Here is a 17,244-nt window from a genome sequence, read left to right as displayed (position 1 = left end):
GGCACACATTCCGTCGACACGTCTGGCATTGCGTGCGGGTCTCCGAGTTTGGCTCGATCAGGCGTAGCGCCGAAAGACGGGCTTGACCGGGCGGCCACCCATCCACGGCGTGGGATCGCCCGCGTCGAGCGCCTTGCGGTACACCCCACAGGCGTCGGCGACGACCTCGATGGTGCGGTCGATGTCGTCGTCGGTGAGGGCGGCGCTGACGACGAAGGACGGTCCGATGATTCCGCCGCCGAGCAGCTGGCGCAGGAAGAGGGTGCGGTAGGGCTGGGAGGGTTTGCCGTCGGTGTCGAGGGTGGCGAAGACGAGGTTGGAGGCGCGGCCGCGGACCTGTACGTGGTCGGCGACGTTCATGGTGGTGGTGACGTCGCGGATGCCGGCGGCGAGGCGGTCGCCGAGTGCGTGGAGCCGGTCGGTGGTGCCTTCTTCGGTGTAGGTGTCGATGACGGCGATGGCGGCGGCGAGGGAGTGGGTTTCGGCGCCGTGGGTGGTGGAGAGGAGGAAGACGCGTTCGTGGTGGGTGTGTAGGCCGCCGCGTTCCATGATGTCGCGTTTGCCGGCGAGGGCGGAGACGGCGAAGCCGTTGCCCATGGCTTTGCCGAAGGTGGAGAGGTCGGGGGTGATGCCGTAGAGGCCTTGGGCGCCGTGTTCGCTCCAGCGGAACCCGGTGATCATCTCGTCGAAGACGAGGACGGCGCCGTGGCGGGTGGCGAGCTCGCGGACGCCTTGGAGGTAGCCCTGCGGGGGTTCGGTCTGCGTGGCGGGCTCGAGGATCACGCACGCGGGCTCGTGCTGGTCGAGCACGGTTTCGAGGGCCGCCAGGTCGCCGTAGGGGAACGACACGACGTCCTGCTGCGGAATGCCGGCGGACATGGGTGTGCCGCCGATGAACCAGTCGTCGGTGGAGAAGAAGGGGTGGTCGCGGCAGAGGGCGATGGGGGTGCGGCCGGTGGCCGCGCGGGCGAGGCGGACGGCGGCGGTCGTTGCGTCGGAGCCGTTCTTCGTGAACTTGACCATCTCGGCGGTGGGCACCGTGTCGAGGAAGCGTTCGGCGGCCTCGACCTCGATGATCGACGGGCGGACGAAGTTGCTGCCTTTGTCGAGTTCGCGCCGCACGGCATTGACCACCCGTGGGTGGGCGTGGCCGAGGGTGACGGCGCGTAGGCCGGAGCCGTATTCGATGTATTCGTTGCCGTCGGCGTCCCAGACGTGGGCGCCGTGGCCGTGGGTGATGATGGGTGCGAGGTTTTCGGGGTATTGGTCGTCGCCCTTGGCGTAGGTGTGGGCGCCGCCGGGCACCGCGGCGTGCAGGCGGGCGTTGAGCGCCGCCGACTTCGGCAGGGGCGCGTCGGGGAGCGTCATGCGGGCACCTTCGTCGTCGTGGTCGTCCCGGTCATGATGGACCGCGGGCGATCCGCCTCCCCATCGAGGGCCATCGCTCGATCACCAGCGCGCTGGTCAGCACCACCGCGACGGCCACGCAGAATCCCCCGACCGTGTCGGTGGGGTAGTGGATGCGGTCGGAGACGAGCGCGAGCGCCATCACGCCGCCGGACACCAGCGCACCCGCCGCGATGAGGAGGGCGCTGATGCCGGTGGCCGTGCGCAGCACGGCGATCAGCAGCAGCGCGGCGACCACCCCGAGCGCGGTGGCCCCGCCGGTGTGACCGCTCGGGAACGCGAGCCCGCCGTCGATCGTGCGCCCGACGAGCGGCTTGAGCGCGGTGGTGGCGACGCCGGTGAGCCCCGGGCCGACGATCGCCAGCACGGCCAGCCTGCGGTGGCCGAGTGCGAACGCGAGGACGGCGAGCAGCACCGCGAGCACGGCGACCGTGATCGGGTTGCCGAGGAAGACCACGGCGCCGGGAAGCGACGGTCCGTCGTCGACGAGCCGTTCGACGTGCCGGTCGAGGCGACCGGCCGATGAGTCGTCGGCATATCGCGCGGCGAAGAAGCCGAAGACGAGGACCGCCAGCACCGAGACGGCGGCGGCCGGTGCGCGCAGCCCGGGCGGGAGGAGCGCCCGACCCGGGCGCGGAGCGATGGCCGTCACCCCGTCCAAGCTACCGCGCTCGCCGAGGACCTGATCCGCGATGATGGGCCGGTGGCGCACCCGGTCGAGGTGTCCGGCCGCGAGGCCGAGGTCCTCGCGGCCGTGGGCGCGCACCTCTCCAACGCGCAGATCGCGGGCCGGCTGCACCTGTCGGTGCGCACGGTCGAGGGGCACGTCTCGTCGTTGTTGCGCAAGTACGGGGTGGCCGACCGGCGGGAGCTGGCCGCGCTGGTCGGGCCGGACGCCGGCCCGGCGCCGCCGCCGGGCGGGGTGGCGGGGCTGCCGGCCGCGCGGACGTCGTTCGTCGGGCGGGCCGCCGAGCGGGCCGCGGTGCTCGCCGCGCTGGCCGGGCACCGGCTCGTGACGTTGTGCGGGCCGGGTGGCGTGGGCAAGACGAGGCTCGCGGTCGTGGTGGCCGGGGCCGCGACCTTCCCGTTCGGCGGTGCGTTCGTCGACCTGGTGCCTGCCCGCGACGACTCGGTGCCGCAGGCCGTGGCGGCGGCGCTCGGGGTGGCCGAGGGGCCCCAGCAGCCCCTCGAGGCCGCGATCGCCGGGAGGCTCGCCCGCGGCCGCTCGCTGCTCGTGCTGGACAACTGCGAGCACGTCCTCGACGCCGTGGCCGGGTTCGTCGACCGGCTGCTCACCGCGTGCCCCACGGTCACGGTGCTCGCCACCAGCCGTGAGCGGATCTCGGTGCCGGGGGAGCGGGTGGTGGCCGTCGGTCCGCTGCCGCTGGGGTCGGACGCCGAGCGGCTCTTCGCCGATCGCGCCGCCGAGCCGATCGACCCCGGCGCCGTCACGGACCTGTGCGCCCGCCTCGACGGGCTCCCGCTCGCCATCGAGCTCGCGGCGGCCCGCAGCGCGGCGCTGGGTGCCCCCGGCCTGCTCACCGGCCTCGGCGACTACCTGCGGCTCCTCGCGGGCGGCCGCGGACGGGAGGTGCGGCACCGGTCGCTGCGCGCCGTGATCGGCTGGAGCCACGACCTGCTCGACGACGAGGAGCGCGCCCTGTTCCGCAGGCTCGCCGCCTTCACGGGTGGGTTCGACCTGGTCGCCGCGGCGGCAGTCGGCGGCGTCGAGGCCCCGGTGGCCGCCGACGTACTCGGCCGGCTCGTGGACAAGAGCCTCGTCGTGCACGAGCACGGCCGGTGGCGGCTGCTCGCCACGGTCCGGGCGGTGGCCGCCGACAAGCTGCGGGAGGCCGGCGAGACCGCGGGCGTGCAACAGCGGTACCGGACGTGGGCGGTCGACCAGGCCGTGCCGGGTCGCGCGGACGTCGACCTCGTGCTCGACGACCTGCGCGACGCGCTGGCGTCCTACCCGCCGGGCCCCGACCCGGCGGCGCACCGGCTCGCGCGCTCGCTCGGCCGGATCACCCATGCCCGCGGCTTCCTGCAGGAGGCGCGCCGGCGCTACGCGGAGGCGGCCGGGCACGCCGCCACCCCGGACGAGCGGGCGCGCGACCTGCGCTCGGCAGCCGAGTGCGCCGAGGTGGGGCACGACACCGGTCTCGCGTTCGACCTGCTCGTCGAGGCCGGGCGGGTGGCCGCCGACGGGAACGGGCGGGCGGCGGCGCTGGCGACGGCCGTCGACCTGGCGTGCCGCTGCCCGGCCACGTTCGCCGTCGAGGTGCCCCGCGAGCGGCTGTGCGCGCTGCTCGCCGAGGCGACGGCAGCCGCGGACGGCGCGGACCCGGTCGCGGCCACCCGGCTCGCGATCGCGGCCGCGTGGAACGCCGGGCCGCAGAAGCTCTCGCCCGACCGCGCGCTCGCCGATGCCGCGGTCGCCGCGGCGCGACGGACGCGCGACCCACTGCTGCTGAGCTCGGCCCTCGGGGCGCTTCGCGCCGCCGCCGTCGTGGACGGCCGGCTGCAGGAGGCGCACCGGCTCTCCCGCGAGCGGGTGGCGCTCCTGCCCTCGTTCGACCCCGCCGATCCCGCGGGCGCCGCCGAGATCGAGGACGTGCTCGCCGTCGCGTGCGCCGACGCGGTGGCCGCGGGCGAGGTCGCCGCCGCGCTGGACGTGGCCGGACGGATCCTCGATGCCGACGTCCACGGCGACCGTCCACACCTGTCGGTGCGCACGGTGCTGCCCGCGCTGCTGCTCGCCGGCGACCTCCCCAGGGCCCGCCGCGAGGCGCCGCCGATGTGGGAGGGCTGGGTGCGGGCCGGTCGCCCGCCTGCGGTGTGGCTGCCGGTTGCGGCCCAGTTCGCCGGGCTCGCGTGGGCGCTCGGCGGTGGCGCGGAGCGGGCCGCGCTCTGGAACGCACGCGCGGCGGAGGCGGGCACCGCCAACGTGTTCCACCTGCAGCACGCGCCGCTGGGGGTGTTCACCGCGGCGCGCACCGCCGTGCACCTCGCCCGCCCGGTGGACGTGCCCGAACCGACGGGCGGCCGCTACCACGCCTACGCGGTGGCCGCTCACGCCGAGCTGGCCGTCGTGGCCGGCCGCCCGGATGCCGCCGAGCGGCTCGCCGCCGCCGGGCGCGCGTCGGCCGGGCACGCGTGGGCGGGCGCGTGCCTCGCCCGTGCTGCCGGCCGGCTGCACGGCGACCCGAACGCGCTCGCCACCGCCGTGGCGGGCTTCGAGCGCATCGGCGCGAGGTTCGAGCGGGCCGCCACGCTCCTGCTCCTGCCGGCCCGGGCGGGCGAGGGCCGGGCCGAGATGGCCGAGCTGGGTGTACCGCGGCCCGGCTGAGCCGCAGCACGTCAGGCGCTGCGCCCCGCCAGCCGGTGCACGACACCCCGCCACCGTTCCGCCCGCGGGAGGATGTACCTGAGCGCGCGTCCGGGGAGCCCGTCGGGGAGCAGGTCGGACGTGCCCGGGTACACCACGGGCTCGCCGCCGAACCCGAGCTTGAAGAACGCGACGCCCGTCGGCTCCACCGGCCTCCCCTCGCGCATGGCCTGCGCGATCTCGAGCGGGATGCCCTCGAAGTCGTAGTAGCGGTAGCCGGCCTCGCGGGCCCAGGTGATGCCCGTCCAGTGCGTCAGCTCGCTGGCACCCTTCGGCGCGCCCTCGACGTCGGCCAGGCCGCCGATCTTGTAGATCACGGTGTCCCCGAACGCGACGAGCAGCACCGCCGCCAGCGCAACGCCCTCGTGCTCGGCGATCAGCAGCCGGGCGTGGCCGGATGTGCCGAACGCCGCCCACAGCCGCCGGTAGTAGTCCGCCGGGTACGGGGCGAAGCCCTGGCGCCGGGCGGTGGCCTCGATGATCGCCTGCAGCACGGGCAGGTCGTCGGCCTCCCCGGTCCGCACCGTGACGCCGTGCTTGCGCGCCTGCCGGACGCGGCGGCGGGTGGTCGCGCGCAGCCCGCGGAAGATGGCCTCCTCGTCGCGGTCGGCGCCGACGTCCACGACGACGCTGGCCGCGGGCGCGGTGTGGAGCTCGCTGGCGACCAGGCCCCGCGACTCGAGCAGCGGCGGGAGGTCCGCGCGATCGACCGGCGGCTGGATCTTCACGACGGCGACCCGGCGGCGCCGCGCGTGCTCGCGGAGCGCGTCCAGCAGGGTGTCGACGAGGTCGACGTCCCGGGGCGCGATGACCGGTCCGCGGGGCACATACCCGATCCGGCCGACCACGGGGATGTCCCGGTCCAGCAGCTGACAGCCACCCAGCAGCTCACCGGAGCGGCGCAGCAGGAACCGCGTGGCCCGCCACCCCGTGCCGGCCTTCACGTGAGCCCAACCGCTGGACTGCAGGTGATGCCCGCCGGGCGCGGCGGCGACCCATTCGTCCCACTCCGGGTGCGACGGCCTGTCGTCGACCTCGATCTCCAGCACTGGCTCAACTCCCCCTCGTGGCCGTGCGAGACCCACCGTACGCGCGGTCACGTGATGCCCGGGTGGCCGACAGGTGGTCGCCACGGATCCGCCCGCGCCGCCCGCCGGGGCACGCTCGACCGCGTGCCGAGCGAAGGGAGAGCAGGCCATGCAGTGGACGCTGGAGGTCGTGCGGGTGCCGGTGGCGGACGTGGAGCGCGCGAAGGCGTTCTACGCCGAGCGGCTCGGGTTCACCGTCGACCTCGACGTGCGGGCCGACGACGAGCACCGGTTCGTCCAGCTGACCCCGCCGGGTTCGGGCTGCTCGATCCAGGTGACGGCGGGCTACGGCGAGGACATGGTGCCCGGGTCGCTCCGCGGCCTCGTCCTCGTCGTCCCGGACGTCCGTGCCGCGCACGCGGAGCTCGTGGAGCGGGGCGTGGAGAACAGCGGGGTGGTCGTCACCGAGGACGGCACGTCGTTCCGGCCCGCCCGCGAAGGGGACGCGCTCGACAACGTCGGGTTCGTGCACTTCAGCGACCCGGACGGCAACCGGTGGTCGGTGCAGCAGATCAGCGGCCGCGGCGGCGTCCCCACGCACGACCTCGCCGTCACGCGGGTGCTCGACGCACCCGTCGGACAGGCGTGGAAGGCGTGGACCGAGCCGGAGTACGTGATGCGCTGGTGGGGGCCTACGGGCTTCACATCGCCGCTCGCCGAGCTCGACGTCCGGGAGGGCGGCACGTCGCTGGTCTGCATGCGCGCCCCCGCCGAGCACGGCGGCCAGGACCTGTACAACACCTGGACCTACCGCGAGGTCGTCCCTCCCGAACGGCTCGAGTTCACGCTCGACTTCACCGACGCGGACCGGGTGCTGCTCCCCGACGAGGCCATCCCGCCGGGGGTGCCCCGCGCGGTGCGGCACGTGGTCACGCTGCGGCCGATCGGCGGCGAGCGCACCGAGCTGACCGTGCGGGAGTCCGGCTATGGCACCGCGGAGGCCCGTGACGTGTCCCGGGCGGGCCTGGAGCAGTGCCTCGACAAGATGGTCGCGATGTTCCGCCAACTGTGAGCCCTCACAGTTTCGTCTCACCGGTTCGGCCCAACGCGCTTCATGCCTTCCGTACGCTGCGAGGTGAAGGCTGCTCGGCGGGGGAGGTGCGAGCGTGGTGCTGCGTCGCCTGGGGATCCTTGTCGCCGTGCTGGTGTTCACCGGCATGGCGGCCTGCTCGACGTCGGGTACTCCGCGGGCCGCGCTCCCGTCGCCGCCGCCGCCGGCGCCGCAGCGTTGCCTCGCGCCGGACGAGACCCCGGCGCCGGGCGACGCCGTGTGCTTCTCCGGCCAGCTGGACCAGGAGCTGCGGATCACGACGAGCGGCACCCCGGACGCCCCGGTGTACTACCGCGGCAACGGCACCGTGGTCCCGGGGATCCGGGTCAACGCCGACAACGTCGTCGTCGAGGGGTTCGTCTCCAAGGGCGCGGAGAGCACGGGGATCGTGGCGAACGGCGAGAACGTCACGGTGCGGGACAACGAGATCACCCAGGTCGACTACGCGGGTGACGACGTCGACGCGATCCGCTTCTTCGGCGACGGTGCCCAGATCCTGAACAACCACGTGTACGACCTCGAGGGGAACGAGGTCGAGGACTCGCACGTGGACTGCATCCAGACGTTCGCGGTGAACATGCCCGGCAGCTCCGACGTCGTGATCCAGGGCAACCGGTGCGAGGGGATCCGGGCGCAGTGCCTGATGGCGGAGGGCCCGAACGACGAGGGCGGGTCCGGTGAGGGCGTGAGCCGCAACTGGCTGTTCGACGGCAACTACTGCGACGCGCACGCCGATGCGCAGTCGGTGGCGCTCGAGGACGTCCAGGACGTGACGATCAGCAACAACGACATGGTCGGCGAGGGGAACAAGGCATTCGCGCTGGGGAGGGACTCCACCGGCGTGGTCGTGCGGGACAACCGGATCGGCCCGGACTACGGCCGCGAGGTGGGGTTCGACGATCCGTCGGCGGCACAGGGATACCAGGGTCCCCCAGCCGAGTAGTAACTGGTAACGCGGCCGTGGGTTGGCCCGACAGGGTCATGACGACGTCCTGCGTTGACGGGGGAGGAGACGCTGGTGTCGGAGTTTGCCCGCCGGATCGTGGTGGTGGGAACGGGGTATGTCGGCCTGACGACCGGAGCGTGTCTCGCGTCGTTGGGCCATCGGGTGATCTGTGCCGACGTCGACCGCGGCAAGGTCGAGCGGCTGCAGGCCGGAAAGATCGACATCCGCGAGCCGGGGCTCGCCGAGATGGTCGGGGAGATGCTGGCGGCCGGCAGGCTGTCGTTCGTCACCGGGGCGCGGGCGGCGCTGGACGAGCTGCGCCGCGACGGCACGGCGTGCGAGGTCCTGTTCGTCTGCGTGCCCACCCCGATGGGGGTCGGGGGCATCGCCGACCTCTCCGCGGTCGAGGCGGTCATCGACGAGGTCCGCGATGTGCTGCCGGCCGGCGCGATCGTCGTCAACAAGTCGACCGTGCCGGTCGGCACCGGCGAGCGCACCGCGGAGCTCATCGACCGGCCCGACGTCGCCGTGGTGAGCAACCCGGAGTTCCTCCGGGAGGGCTCCGGCGTGCACGACTTCCTGCACCCGGACCGCATCATCGTCGGCGCGAACGCCCAGGACGCCGCGGAGCGCGTCGCCGCGCTGTACGCGCGGCTCGGCGCCCCCACCGTGCTCACCGACCTGGCGAGCGCCGAGATGATCAAGTACGCGGCCAACTGCTTCCTCGCCACGAAGCTGTCGTACGTGAACGCGATCGCCGAGCTGTGCGAGCGGCTGGGCGCCGACGTGGAGGACGTCACCGAAGGCCTCGGATACGACAAGCGGATCGGCCAGTCCTACCTCTCGCCCGGTCCCGGCTGGGGCGGCTCGTGCCTGCCCAAGGACACGTCGGCGCTGCTGCAGCTCGCCGACTCCGTCGACTTCGAATTCCGGCTCCTGCGGGCGGCGATCGAGACGAACACGCGGCAGAGCAGGCGGGTCGTCGAGAAGGTCCAGGCGGCCGTCACGGGGAAGCGGAACGGCTCGCTCACCCGCAAGCGGATCGCCCTGCTCGGGCTGGCGTTCAAGGCCGGCACAAGCGACCTGCGCGACTCGCCCGCGCTCGCCGTGGCGGCCCAGCTGCGGCAGGCGGGCGCGGACCTGCTGGCGTACGACCCGGCGATCCCGGCCGAGGACTCCTCGTTCGACGGCGACCTCCTCACCGTCGTCGACGACCCCTACGTGGCCGCGAAGGACGCCGACGCGCTGGTCGTCCTCACCGAGTGGCCGGAGTTCCGGGCACTGGACTGGCCCCGGCTGGCGACGGTGGTCCGGCGGCCGGTCGTGGTCGACACGAGGAACCTCGTCGACCCGGACGTCCTGCGCCGCGCGGGCTTCTCGTGGATCGCGGTGGGGCGCCCGCCGCGCCTCGTCGAGGGCGTACCGGGGGAACGCGATGCGTGACGAGGACGCACCCGCTGACGGCGAGATCGACCGGCTCGTCGTCCAGCAGTTCGACCCGCACCGCACGGTCACCATCGGCGGGATCGACACCTGCCTGCGCGGGTTCTTCGAGTACGCGCCGGAGGGGGTCCGGCTGGGCATCGTCGGCGTGCACGAGGCGGGCTCGCCCGACGAGCCGCTCGGCGTGTGGCAACGGGTCCACCGCGGCGGCCGCGAGATCTGGTACATGCCCGTGGCCCGGATCGACACGTCCCGGCCGAAGGGACCCGTGCCCTACTCGCTGCGGCTCGTGGCCGGGCTGCTCCGGTACCGGCGGCGCATCCCCAAGCCGAAGGAGGTGCAGGCGCACCGGGTCGACGTGGGCCTGTTCACGCGCCTGCTGTTCCGCGGGCCGCTCGTGTACTGCATCCACACCCAGGAACGTGGCCTGCTCGGCCCGACGTCGGACTCGTACTGGCGCTTCACCGGAAGCCTCCACGAGCGGATCGACCGGATGATCGCGCGGCTCGCCGACAGGGTGATCGTGTTCAACCCGGCGTACGCGGAGAAGGTGCGCCGGTGGAACCCGCGCACCATCTCCGCGCCCACCTGGTTCGACCCGGCCATCACCCAGCCGGCCGTGGAGCCCGAGGACCCGTACAACGTGGTCTGGGTGGGCAGGCTGGAGGTCCCGAAGGACCCCGCGCTGGCCGTGCGCGCGTTCGCCCACCTCGCCTCGACGTGGCCGGACGAGCCGTGGACCCTCGAGGTGATCGGCTCCGGCACGCTGCGGACCGCGCTGGAGGAACAGATCGCCGCGCTGCCGCCCGCCGTGGCCGGCCGCATCACGCTGCGGGGGCGGCTCGGGCCCGCCGACGTCTCGGAGGCCCGCAGCCGCTCCGGGGTCTTCCTGATGACGTCGCACGCGGGCTACGAGGGCTTCCCGCGCGTGCTGGTCGAGGCCATGGCCACCGGGCTGCCGGCCGTGGTCACCGAGGGCGCCGACACCGGCGGCCTGGTCACCGAAGGCGTTTCGGGTTTCGTGCGGGGTCGTGACGCCGCGGCGCTCGCCGAGGCCGTCCGCGCGGCGCGGGGCCTGGACCGCGCCGACGTCGCGTCCGCCGTCGCCGAGCTGAGCGCGCCCCAGGTCGTGCGCGACGTCTTCTTCCGCGGCCTCACCCCGGCAGCCTCGTCATGAGGGCGCCGTCGTGAGGGCCATGGTCACGGGCGTGGCCGGCTTCGTCGGCAGCACGCTCGCGCGCCGGCTGCTCGCCGACAGGCACGACGTCGTCGGCGTGGACGCGTTCACCGACTACTACGACCCGCGGCTCAAGCGCGACAACCTGCGCGGGATCGAGCACCCGGGGCTGCGGGTGGTGGAGGCCGACCTGAACGCCGTCGACCTCCCCGCCCTCCTGGCGGACGTCGAGGTGGTCTACCACCAGGCGGGCCAGCCCGGCGTGCGCAAGTCGTGGGGCTCCGACTTCGACGACTACCTGCAGGGCAACGTCGGCGCCACCCAGAAGCTCCTGGAGGCGGCGCTGCGGGCGCCGCGGCTCACCCGCTTCGTCTACGCCTCCTCCTCGTCGGTGTACGGCAACGCCCTGCGCTACCCCACTCGGGAGGACGACCGGCCGCAGCCGCTGTCCCCGTACGGCGTCACCAAGCTGGCCGCCGAGCACCTCTGCGTCCTGTACGCGGAGAACTACGGCCTGCCCACGGTCTCGCTGCGCTACTTCACCGTGTACGGCCCGCGCCAGCGACCGGACATGGCCTTCACGCGCTTCTGCACGGCCGTCCGCGACGGCGCGGAGATCCCGGTGTTCGGCACGGGCCGGCAGGTCCGCGACTTCACCTACGTCGACGACGTCGTCGAGGCCAACGTCCGCATGGCCACTGCTGACGTCGCGGCGGGCGCCGTGTTCAACGTGGCAGGTGGCACCTCCACCACCGTGAACGAGGTCATCGAGCTGCTCGGGGAGATCTCGGGGCGGGTGCCCGCCGTCCGCAGGGGCGAGCCGGTGCCCGGCGACGTCGAGCGCACGGGTGGGAGCACGGACGCCATCGCGGCCGCCGTCGGCTGGGCGCCCGCGGTCGCACTGCGGGAAGGGTTGGCGGAGCAGTACCGATGGGCTGCCTCCGTCCTCACCTAGAGGGTGTCCGAGAATGCTTTGCGTAGCGGTGCCGGTAGTGGAACCTCAGACGCCTGCTCGCTCCGGGATCGCCTCCTCATGAATGCCAACTCACTCTGCTCACCCACCCTTGAAGACGCGCCAGTCCGGTGAGGAAGGACCTGCCCACCGCGATAGCGGCGATCGTCGGCTCGCTGCCCGGGTTCACGCTGCCGTTCGTCGCCGCGCTGGTCCTCGCACCGGGCACCTCCGATGTCCTGCTGCTCGCGATGTCGGTCGCCATCACGGTGTCGGTCATCGTCAGCTCGGCCGTCGAGCTGACGACGATCGCGGAGTACGGGCGGGTGCTCGGCCGCGACCGGAACCCGGCGCCCGGCGCGCTGCGCGACTACCGGCGGCGGGTCATGCTGTTCGCCACGGCGCTCACCGTGCTGGTGGTGCCCGCGCTGGCGGTCGCCTACGCCATCGGCTCGCCCGCGCGCAGCGAGTTCGTCGTGCTCGTGTGCGCGGTCGCACCGGCTCCGATCCTCGCCGCGGTCGCGAGCATCCTCTCGGGGGAGTGCATCGCCCGGGGCGGTCCGACGGTGCCGATCGCGGTGCAGGCGATGCGCACGCTGCTGCCCGCCGTGCTCCTCGCGATCTGGTGGGACGCCCCGCTCGTGGTCGTCGCGGCGATGCTGCCGGCCGGGGAGGCGGCCAGGGCGGTCGTCCTCGGGCTGGCAGCGCGTAGGCTGCGCGCCCAGCAGGCGGGCGCCGACGACGGGGCGCTGACGCCGTTCGGGCTGGTGGCACAGGCCCTCTCGTCCGGGGTCACGCAGCTCGGTCCGGCGGTCGACCGGCTCTTCCTCTCCGCATCCGGCGCGGGCGCCGTCTCGAGCTACGAGATCGCGGACCGGCTGATGTACGCGGCGTCGCAGTTCGTCAGCATGGCGTTCATCGTCCGGCGGGTGGGCGCGTGGGCCCGGCTGCCGACGATGGCGCCCGGCGATGCGGCGGCGCTGCTCCGCCGGGACGGCCGGGTGCTCGGACTCGTCACCGCGGCGCTCACCGCGGCCGGGGCGCTGGCGTGCCTCGCCGGCCTCGCGTCGGGCCTGCTGCCCGCGTCGTGGGGCCAGGGTTTCCTGTGGGGCGCGATCGTGATGCTGTCGCTCCCCGCGCACGTGTTCAACGTGGTCGGCACCCGGCTGCTCGTGGTGGCCCGCAGGCAGCGCTGGATGCTGGCGATCGCCGTCGTCACCGCCGTGCTCAACGCCGTGCTGGACGTGATCCTCTTCGTCCTGCTCGGCCCGGTCGGCATCGTCGTGTCCACGGTGCTGCTGCGCTGGACGATGGCCGGGGTCTACCTGGTGCTGCTGCGCACCGCGGTGCCCCAGACCATCGGCCAGGAGCGCGCTCCCAACTAGGCCGTGGCTAACGCCGAGGCGTCGGCGACGGCCGCTTCGGGTTGTCGACCGGGCGGGTGGTCGACTCGACGGTGCTCTCCCGGGTGGCGTCGTCGCCGCCGGCCTGCTCCGGGATGGAGCGCGGCAGGCCGTCCGGCGGGCTCGTGACCACCTCGGGCGGAGCCGGCGTGGTCGGCGGCGCGAGGGGCCCGTCGCGGCGGGCGGTCGACACCGGCACCTGGTAGGACGGCGCCCGCCCCTCCCGGCGCAGCCGGCCCTTCGTCATCGTGAGCACGGTGCCGAGCAGCCGTGCGGACACCGTGCTCAGCGCCTCCACGGCCGCCGCGACCTGGTCCTGCGACGTCTGGCGGTGCTGGACCACGAGGACCACCCCGTCGGCGCGCGCGGCCACCGCGGCCGCGTCGGACACCGCGAGCAGCGCGGGCGTGTCCACGACGACGAAATCGTAGTGGTTGCGCATGTCCGCGAAGAGGTCGGCGAGGCTGTACGAGGCGAGCAGCTGGCTGTGGTTGTGCGGGTACGGGCCTGCGGTCAGCACATCGAAGCCGCCGCGGTTCCACGGCTGCCGCGCGTACTGCCACACCATCCGCCCGGCCAGGACGTCCACGAGGCCCGGGAACGGGTCCAGCCCCAGGTAGTCGCTCACCCGCGGGTTGCGCAGGTTGGCGTCCACCAGCAGGACGCGGTTGCCGGCCTCCGCCATCGCGATCGCGAGGTTGCACGCGGTGGTGGAGGCGCCCTCGCCCATGCGGGCGCTCGTCACCACGACGACGTGGTGACCGCGGTCGCCGTCGCGGAACTGCAGGTTCGTGCGCAACTTCCGGAACGCCTCGGCGCGGGGAGACGTGAACGGCTCGTCCACGATCAGCGGGCGCGACGGCACCTGGCGGTCGTGGGCGATCTCCGCCAGCAGCGGGGCCGGCGCCACCTCGTTCAGCTCGGCCACCGAGCGGAGCGACCTGTCACGTGCCTCGCGGACGACCAGTCCGACGACGCCGATCAGCAGGCCCAGCGCGCCGCCGAGTGCGAGGTTGAACAGCGTGTCGGGCGCCACCGGGGTGGGCTGCGGCGTGGCCGGCCGGATGATCTGGGCGCCGATCTTCGCGGGTTCCGGGGCAGGCGGGGCGGGTTGGCCGGGGGCCGCAGCAGGCGGCGTCGAGCGTCCGATCGGCTGCTCGAGCTGCCCGACGAGGCCCACGACCTCCGCGGCGAGCGCGTTGGCGATGTCCGCCGCCCCCTGCGGGGTGGAGTCGCGCACGGCTGCGGTGAGGACGACGGAATCCGAGTCGACGGTCACCGTGATGTGGCTGGCCAGCTCCGCGGGCGTCATCGCCAGCCCCAGCCGGTCGATCACGGCCTGCGTGATCCGCTCGTCGGTGACGAGCGGCTCGTACGACAGCACGCGCTCCTTGGCGAGCTCGTTGGCCTGGTACGCCTCGTCGGAGTCCTCGGCGCTCCCCTGCAGGGAGACGTAGAGCGTGATGTCGGAGCTGTACTCGCGTGGCGCGAAGTAGTTCGCGACCCCGGCGCCGAGCACGCCGAGAACCAGGCAGAGCACCACGATCTTCCAGCGCTCGCGAAGGATGTGAGTGGCTCGGTCAACGGTCATTTTCGCCCCCGGGAATCAGCCCGTCGCAATCTTCGGTCTCCGGACGTGCAGGGTGGGGGAGCGCGCCTTGCACCAGTGCTCGTCAGCCTGGCACCTTGGATGTGATGACCGTGTTGAGCCGGCCGGTGTGGCCGTGGGCGCTCGCGGCGGCCGCACTGGGTGCGCTCGCCGTGGTGCAGCCGATCGCTGCCGTGGCCGCCCTCGCGGGCGCGGTGCTCCTGCTCGTGGCGGTGGCGGCCCCGCGCACCACCGTGGGGCTCGCCGTCCTCGCGGCGCTGTTCGTCCGCCCGCTGATGCACCTGGTGCCGGTGCCGGAGCTGAGCTACCTGGACGAGGCGATGGTGCTGCTCTGCGCCTTCGTGCTGCCACTGCGCAGGCTCGCCGCACGGCGGTCGCTGCGCGTGTTCCCCGGGCAGTGGTGGTTCGCCGGTTTCGTGGTTGCGGGGTTGCTGGGCGGCCTGTTCCTCGGGGTGGCGCCCGACATCTTCCTCACGGGTGCTTTCGTGACGGCCAAGGGCCTCGTGTTCGCGTGGGCGGTGGCCCAGGTCGACTGGGAGGAGCGACACCTGCGCTCCGCGGCCAGGGCCGGCGTGGTCCTCATCGGCTTCTGCCTCGTGGCCACTGCGGCCAACTTCGTGCTGGAGGACTCCTGGAACGCGTTCATGGCGAGCGACGAGAACGCCGTGCAGGCCCGCGGTGCGCTCCCGTCCCTCGTCGGCCCGTTCAGCCACCCGATCGACCTCGGGCAGTTCATGTCGCTGTCGGCGATCGCGCTCACCGCGTGGCGGGCTGCGGTGCGCAAGAGCGCGTTGACCTTCGTGCTCATGATCGCCACTGCGTTCGGCTCGGTGCTGTCCGCCCGTCGCACCGCCATCGGCAGCCTCGTGGCGGCATGGATCTGGGTGAAGGCGGTGACGCGCTCCAAGGGGGCGCTCCTCGCCGTGGCCGTCTGCGCCCCCCTCGCGGCGGTGGTGCTGGCGACGCCGATCTCCACCGTCGTGACGGAGACCTACCAGGAGTACCTCGACCCGAACGCCGCCACCTCGGCGGCCCGCACGGTGCTCACCATCGGTTCCTTCGACGTGGCCGCGGACCACTTCCCCCTCGGCGCCGGGTTCGGCCGGTACGGGTCGGCCACGGCCGCCGAGAACTACAGCCCCGAGTACGTCGTGCGCGGCTTCCCCGACGTCTGGGGGCTGGGCCGCACCGCGGAGGACGGGCGCTTCCTCACCGACACCGAGTGGCCTGCGATCATCGGCGAGAGCGGCTTCCTCGGCACCATCGCCTTCGTGGCCGGTCTGGTCGCGATCTACCTCGCGGCCCGGAGGCTGTGGCGCTCGTCGCGGCCGCCACTGCTGCGCTGGGTGGGGCTGGTGACCATCGGGTGGATGGTGGCGTGCCTCGTGCAGTCCGTCGCCACCGTGACGTTCACAGGCCCGCCGGTGTTCAGTCTGTTCTTCGGGCTCGCCGGGATCGTGGCAGCGCTGTCGGACGCGGACCGCTCGGGCGGGGATCACAGCCGGTCCACCCCTGAACCGGAGAGCCGGTTGCGGGTGTCCAGCACCCGGTCGGCGTGACGCGCGACGAGCTCCCAGTCGATGTCGTCGTGGTCGGTGAGGATCACCACGACGTCGGAGCCGGAGAGCACCTCGGGCGTGCACTCGACCAGTTGTACGCCGTCCGGCACGTCCGCAGCGTCCACTTTCGGGTCGATCGCTGACAGCTCTGCGCCGAGGTCGGCGAGCCGGTGCGCCACCGGCACGGCGGGGCTCTGGCGGGCGTCGCCGGAGTTGCGCTTGTAGGTCAGCCCGACGAGCAGCACCTTGCTGCCGTTGACCGCCAGCTTCCGGCGGTTCAGGTGCTCGGTGACCCGGGCGGCCACGTAGGTGGGCATGTTGTCGTTCACGTCGTTGGCGATCTCGACGAACCGGAACGTGCGGCCGAGCGAGCGGCGCACCTGCCACGACAGGTACGACGGGTCGATCGGCAGGCAGTGGCCCCCCACACCCGGTCCGGGCGTGAACTTCATGAACCCGAACGGCTTCGTGGCCGCCATGTCCACGACCGACCACACGTCGATGCCCAGCTCGTGGCAGTACATCGCCAGCTCGTTGACCAGCGCGATGTTGACGTGCCGGAACGTGTTCTCGAGCAGCTTCGCGAGCTCGGCCTCCCGGGTGCCGAGAGCGGGCACCGTGCGGTCGACGATCGTGTCGTAGAACGCCCGCACGGCTGCCGCGGAGTCCTCGTCGACGCCGGAGACGATCTTCGGGGTGTTCTGCAGGCGCCAGGTGGGGTTGTTCGGGTCGATCCGCTCGGGGCTGTACCCGAGGTGGAAGTCGGTGCCCGCCTCGAGCCCGGACCCGGCCTCGAGGATCGGCCCGAACACCTCCTCCGTGGTGCCCGGGTAGGTCGTGGACTCGAGCACGACGCAGGCGCCCGCCGTGAGGTGCGGCGCGAGGATGCGAGCCGACTCCTCGATGTAGGACAGGTCGGGCGCCCCGTCGCGCAGCGGCGTGGGCACGCACACGACGGCGACCCGGAAGCCCGCGAGTTCCCCCGGGTCGTCGGTGGGTGTGAACCGGCCCGTGCGCAGGCAGGCCACGATGTCCTCGTCGCTGATGTCGTCGATGAAGCTCTCACCGCGGCGCAGCTGGTCGGTGCGGTGCTTGTCCAGGTCGAACCCGACCACGTCGTGCCCCACCTGCACCGCGCGCACGGAGAGCGGCAGCCCGACGTAACCCTGCCCGACGACGACAACTCTCCCGGCGGCAACTGGACCGGCGACGACCGTCATG

General features: G+C 73.4%; 13 protein-coding genes. 8 read left to right on the top strand and 5 right to left on the bottom strand.

The genetic code is table 11. From position 1 onward, the window contains the following. Positions 1-57: 57 nt before the first annotated feature. Positions 58-1,368, bottom strand: coding sequence for a glutamate-1-semialdehyde 2,1-aminomutase (locus ABEA81_RS01460; RefSeq protein ID WP_345602670.1), 1,311 nt, complete (start codon positions 1,366-1,368; stop codon positions 58-60). Between the two features lie 31 nt (positions 1,369-1,399). Next, positions 1,400-2,059 carry a phosphatase PAP2 family protein gene (locus ABEA81_RS01455; RefSeq protein ID WP_345602668.1) on the bottom strand — a complete coding sequence of 220 codons (660 nt, stop codon included), beginning with the start codon at positions 2,057-2,059 and terminating at the stop codon, positions 1,400-1,402. 51 nt (positions 2,060-2,110) lie between these two features. Here ABEA81_RS01455 and ABEA81_RS01450 point away from each other — a divergent pair, with 51 nt between their 5' ends. Beyond that, positions 2,111-4,756: an ATP-binding protein gene (locus ABEA81_RS01450; RefSeq protein ID WP_345602666.1), complete on the top strand. Its 2,646-nt coding sequence runs from the start codon at positions 2,111-2,113 to the stop codon at positions 4,754-4,756. Between the two features lie 11 nt (positions 4,757-4,767). Here ABEA81_RS01450 and ABEA81_RS01445 read toward each other — a convergent pair whose 3' ends face one another. Further along, positions 4,768-5,844, bottom strand: coding sequence for a lipid II:glycine glycyltransferase FemX (locus tag ABEA81_RS01445; protein ID WP_345602664.1), 1,077 nt, complete (start codon positions 5,842-5,844; stop codon positions 4,768-4,770). A gap of 73 nt (positions 5,845-5,917) precedes the next feature. On the opposite strand from ABEA81_RS01445, the gene ABEA81_RS01440 reads away from it, so the two are divergent. The 6 genes from ABEA81_RS01440 (at position 5,918) to ABEA81_RS01415 (ending at position 12,837) form a co-directional block, all read left to right on the top strand. Beyond that, complete coding sequence (locus ABEA81_RS01440) at positions 5,918-6,895, top strand: glyoxalase superfamily protein (RefSeq protein WP_345602663.1); 978 nt, start codon at positions 5,918-5,920, stop codon at positions 6,893-6,895. Positions 6,896-6,989: 94 nt separating this feature from the next. Continuing rightward, positions 6,990-7,877 carry a right-handed parallel beta-helix repeat-containing protein gene (locus tag ABEA81_RS01435; RefSeq protein ID WP_345602662.1) on the top strand — a complete coding sequence of 296 codons (888 nt, stop codon included), beginning with the start codon at positions 6,990-6,992 and terminating at the stop codon, positions 7,875-7,877. A 75-nt stretch (positions 7,878-7,952) separates the two neighbouring features. Beyond that, complete coding sequence (locus tag ABEA81_RS01430) at positions 7,953-9,323, top strand: UDP-glucose dehydrogenase family protein (protein WP_425570412.1); 1,371 nt, start codon at positions 7,953-7,955, stop codon at positions 9,321-9,323. Next, on the top strand, positions 9,316-10,500 hold the full coding sequence (locus ABEA81_RS01425; RefSeq protein WP_345602661.1) for a glycosyltransferase: 1,185 nt from the start codon (positions 9,316-9,318) through the stop codon (positions 10,498-10,500). Before ABEA81_RS01430 ends, ABEA81_RS01425 begins: the two co-directional genes overlap by 8 nt. A gap of 19 nt (positions 10,501-10,519) precedes the next feature. Next, positions 10,520-11,455 carry an NAD-dependent epimerase/dehydratase family protein gene (locus ABEA81_RS01420; RefSeq protein WP_345602775.1) on the top strand — a complete coding sequence of 312 codons (936 nt, stop codon included), beginning with the start codon at positions 10,520-10,522 and terminating at the stop codon, positions 11,453-11,455. A gap of 128 nt (positions 11,456-11,583) precedes the next feature. After that, positions 11,584-12,837, top strand: coding sequence for a polysaccharide biosynthesis C-terminal domain-containing protein (locus ABEA81_RS01415; RefSeq protein WP_345602660.1), 1,254 nt, complete (start codon positions 11,584-11,586; stop codon positions 12,835-12,837). 7 nt (positions 12,838-12,844) lie between these two features. Here ABEA81_RS01415 and ABEA81_RS01410 read toward each other — a convergent pair whose 3' ends face one another. Further along, a complete protein-coding gene (locus ABEA81_RS01410) occupies positions 12,845-14,446 on the bottom strand; it encodes a tyrosine-protein kinase domain-containing protein (RefSeq protein WP_345602659.1) in 1,602 nt (533 codons plus the stop codon). Positions 14,447-14,550: 104 nt separating this feature from the next. On the opposite strand from ABEA81_RS01410, the gene ABEA81_RS01405 reads away from it, so the two are divergent. After that, positions 14,551-16,023, top strand: coding sequence for an O-antigen ligase family protein (locus ABEA81_RS01405; protein ID WP_345602658.1), 1,473 nt, complete (start codon positions 14,551-14,553; stop codon positions 16,021-16,023). On the opposite strand, the gene ABEA81_RS01400 is transcribed toward ABEA81_RS01405, so the two are convergent. Beyond that, entirely contained in the window at positions 15,960-17,243 is a 1,284-nt protein-coding gene (locus tag ABEA81_RS01400) for a nucleotide sugar dehydrogenase (protein WP_345602657.1), read from the bottom strand. The two genes, ABEA81_RS01405 and ABEA81_RS01400, sit on opposite strands and share 64 nt — an antisense overlap. Position 17,244 lies beyond the last annotated feature (1 nt).

This window comes from Pseudonocardia adelaidensis (assembly GCF_039543345.1).
In the GTDB taxonomy this organism is placed as follows: Bacteria; Actinomycetota; Actinomycetes; order Mycobacteriales; family Pseudonocardiaceae; genus Pseudonocardia; species Pseudonocardia adelaidensis.
This window is presented reverse-complemented; position numbering and strand designations above follow the sequence as displayed.

Excerpts from the sequence above, each read along its gene's own strand:
- ABEA81_RS01460 (WP_345602670.1), bottom strand. The coding sequence starts at position 1,368 with ATGACGCTCCCCGACGCGCCCCTGCCGAAGTCGGCGGCGCTCAACGCC.
- ABEA81_RS01425 (WP_345602661.1), top strand. The coding sequence starts at position 9,316 with ATGCGTGACGAGGACGCACCCGCTGACGGCGAGATCGACCGGCTCGTC.
- ABEA81_RS01420 (WP_345602775.1), top strand. The coding sequence starts at position 10,520 with ATGGTCACGGGCGTGGCCGGCTTCGTCGGCAGCACGCTCGCGCGCCGG.
- ABEA81_RS01410 (WP_345602659.1), bottom strand. The coding sequence starts at position 14,446 with ATGACCGTTGACCGAGCCACTCACATCCTTCGCGAGCGCTGGAAGATC.
- ABEA81_RS01405 (WP_345602658.1), top strand. The coding sequence starts at position 14,551 with ATGACCGTGTTGAGCCGGCCGGTGTGGCCGTGGGCGCTCGCGGCGGCC.
- ABEA81_RS01400 (WP_345602657.1), bottom strand. The coding sequence starts at position 17,243 with ATGACGGTCGTCGCCGGTCCAGTTGCCGCCGGGAGAGTTGTCGTCGTC.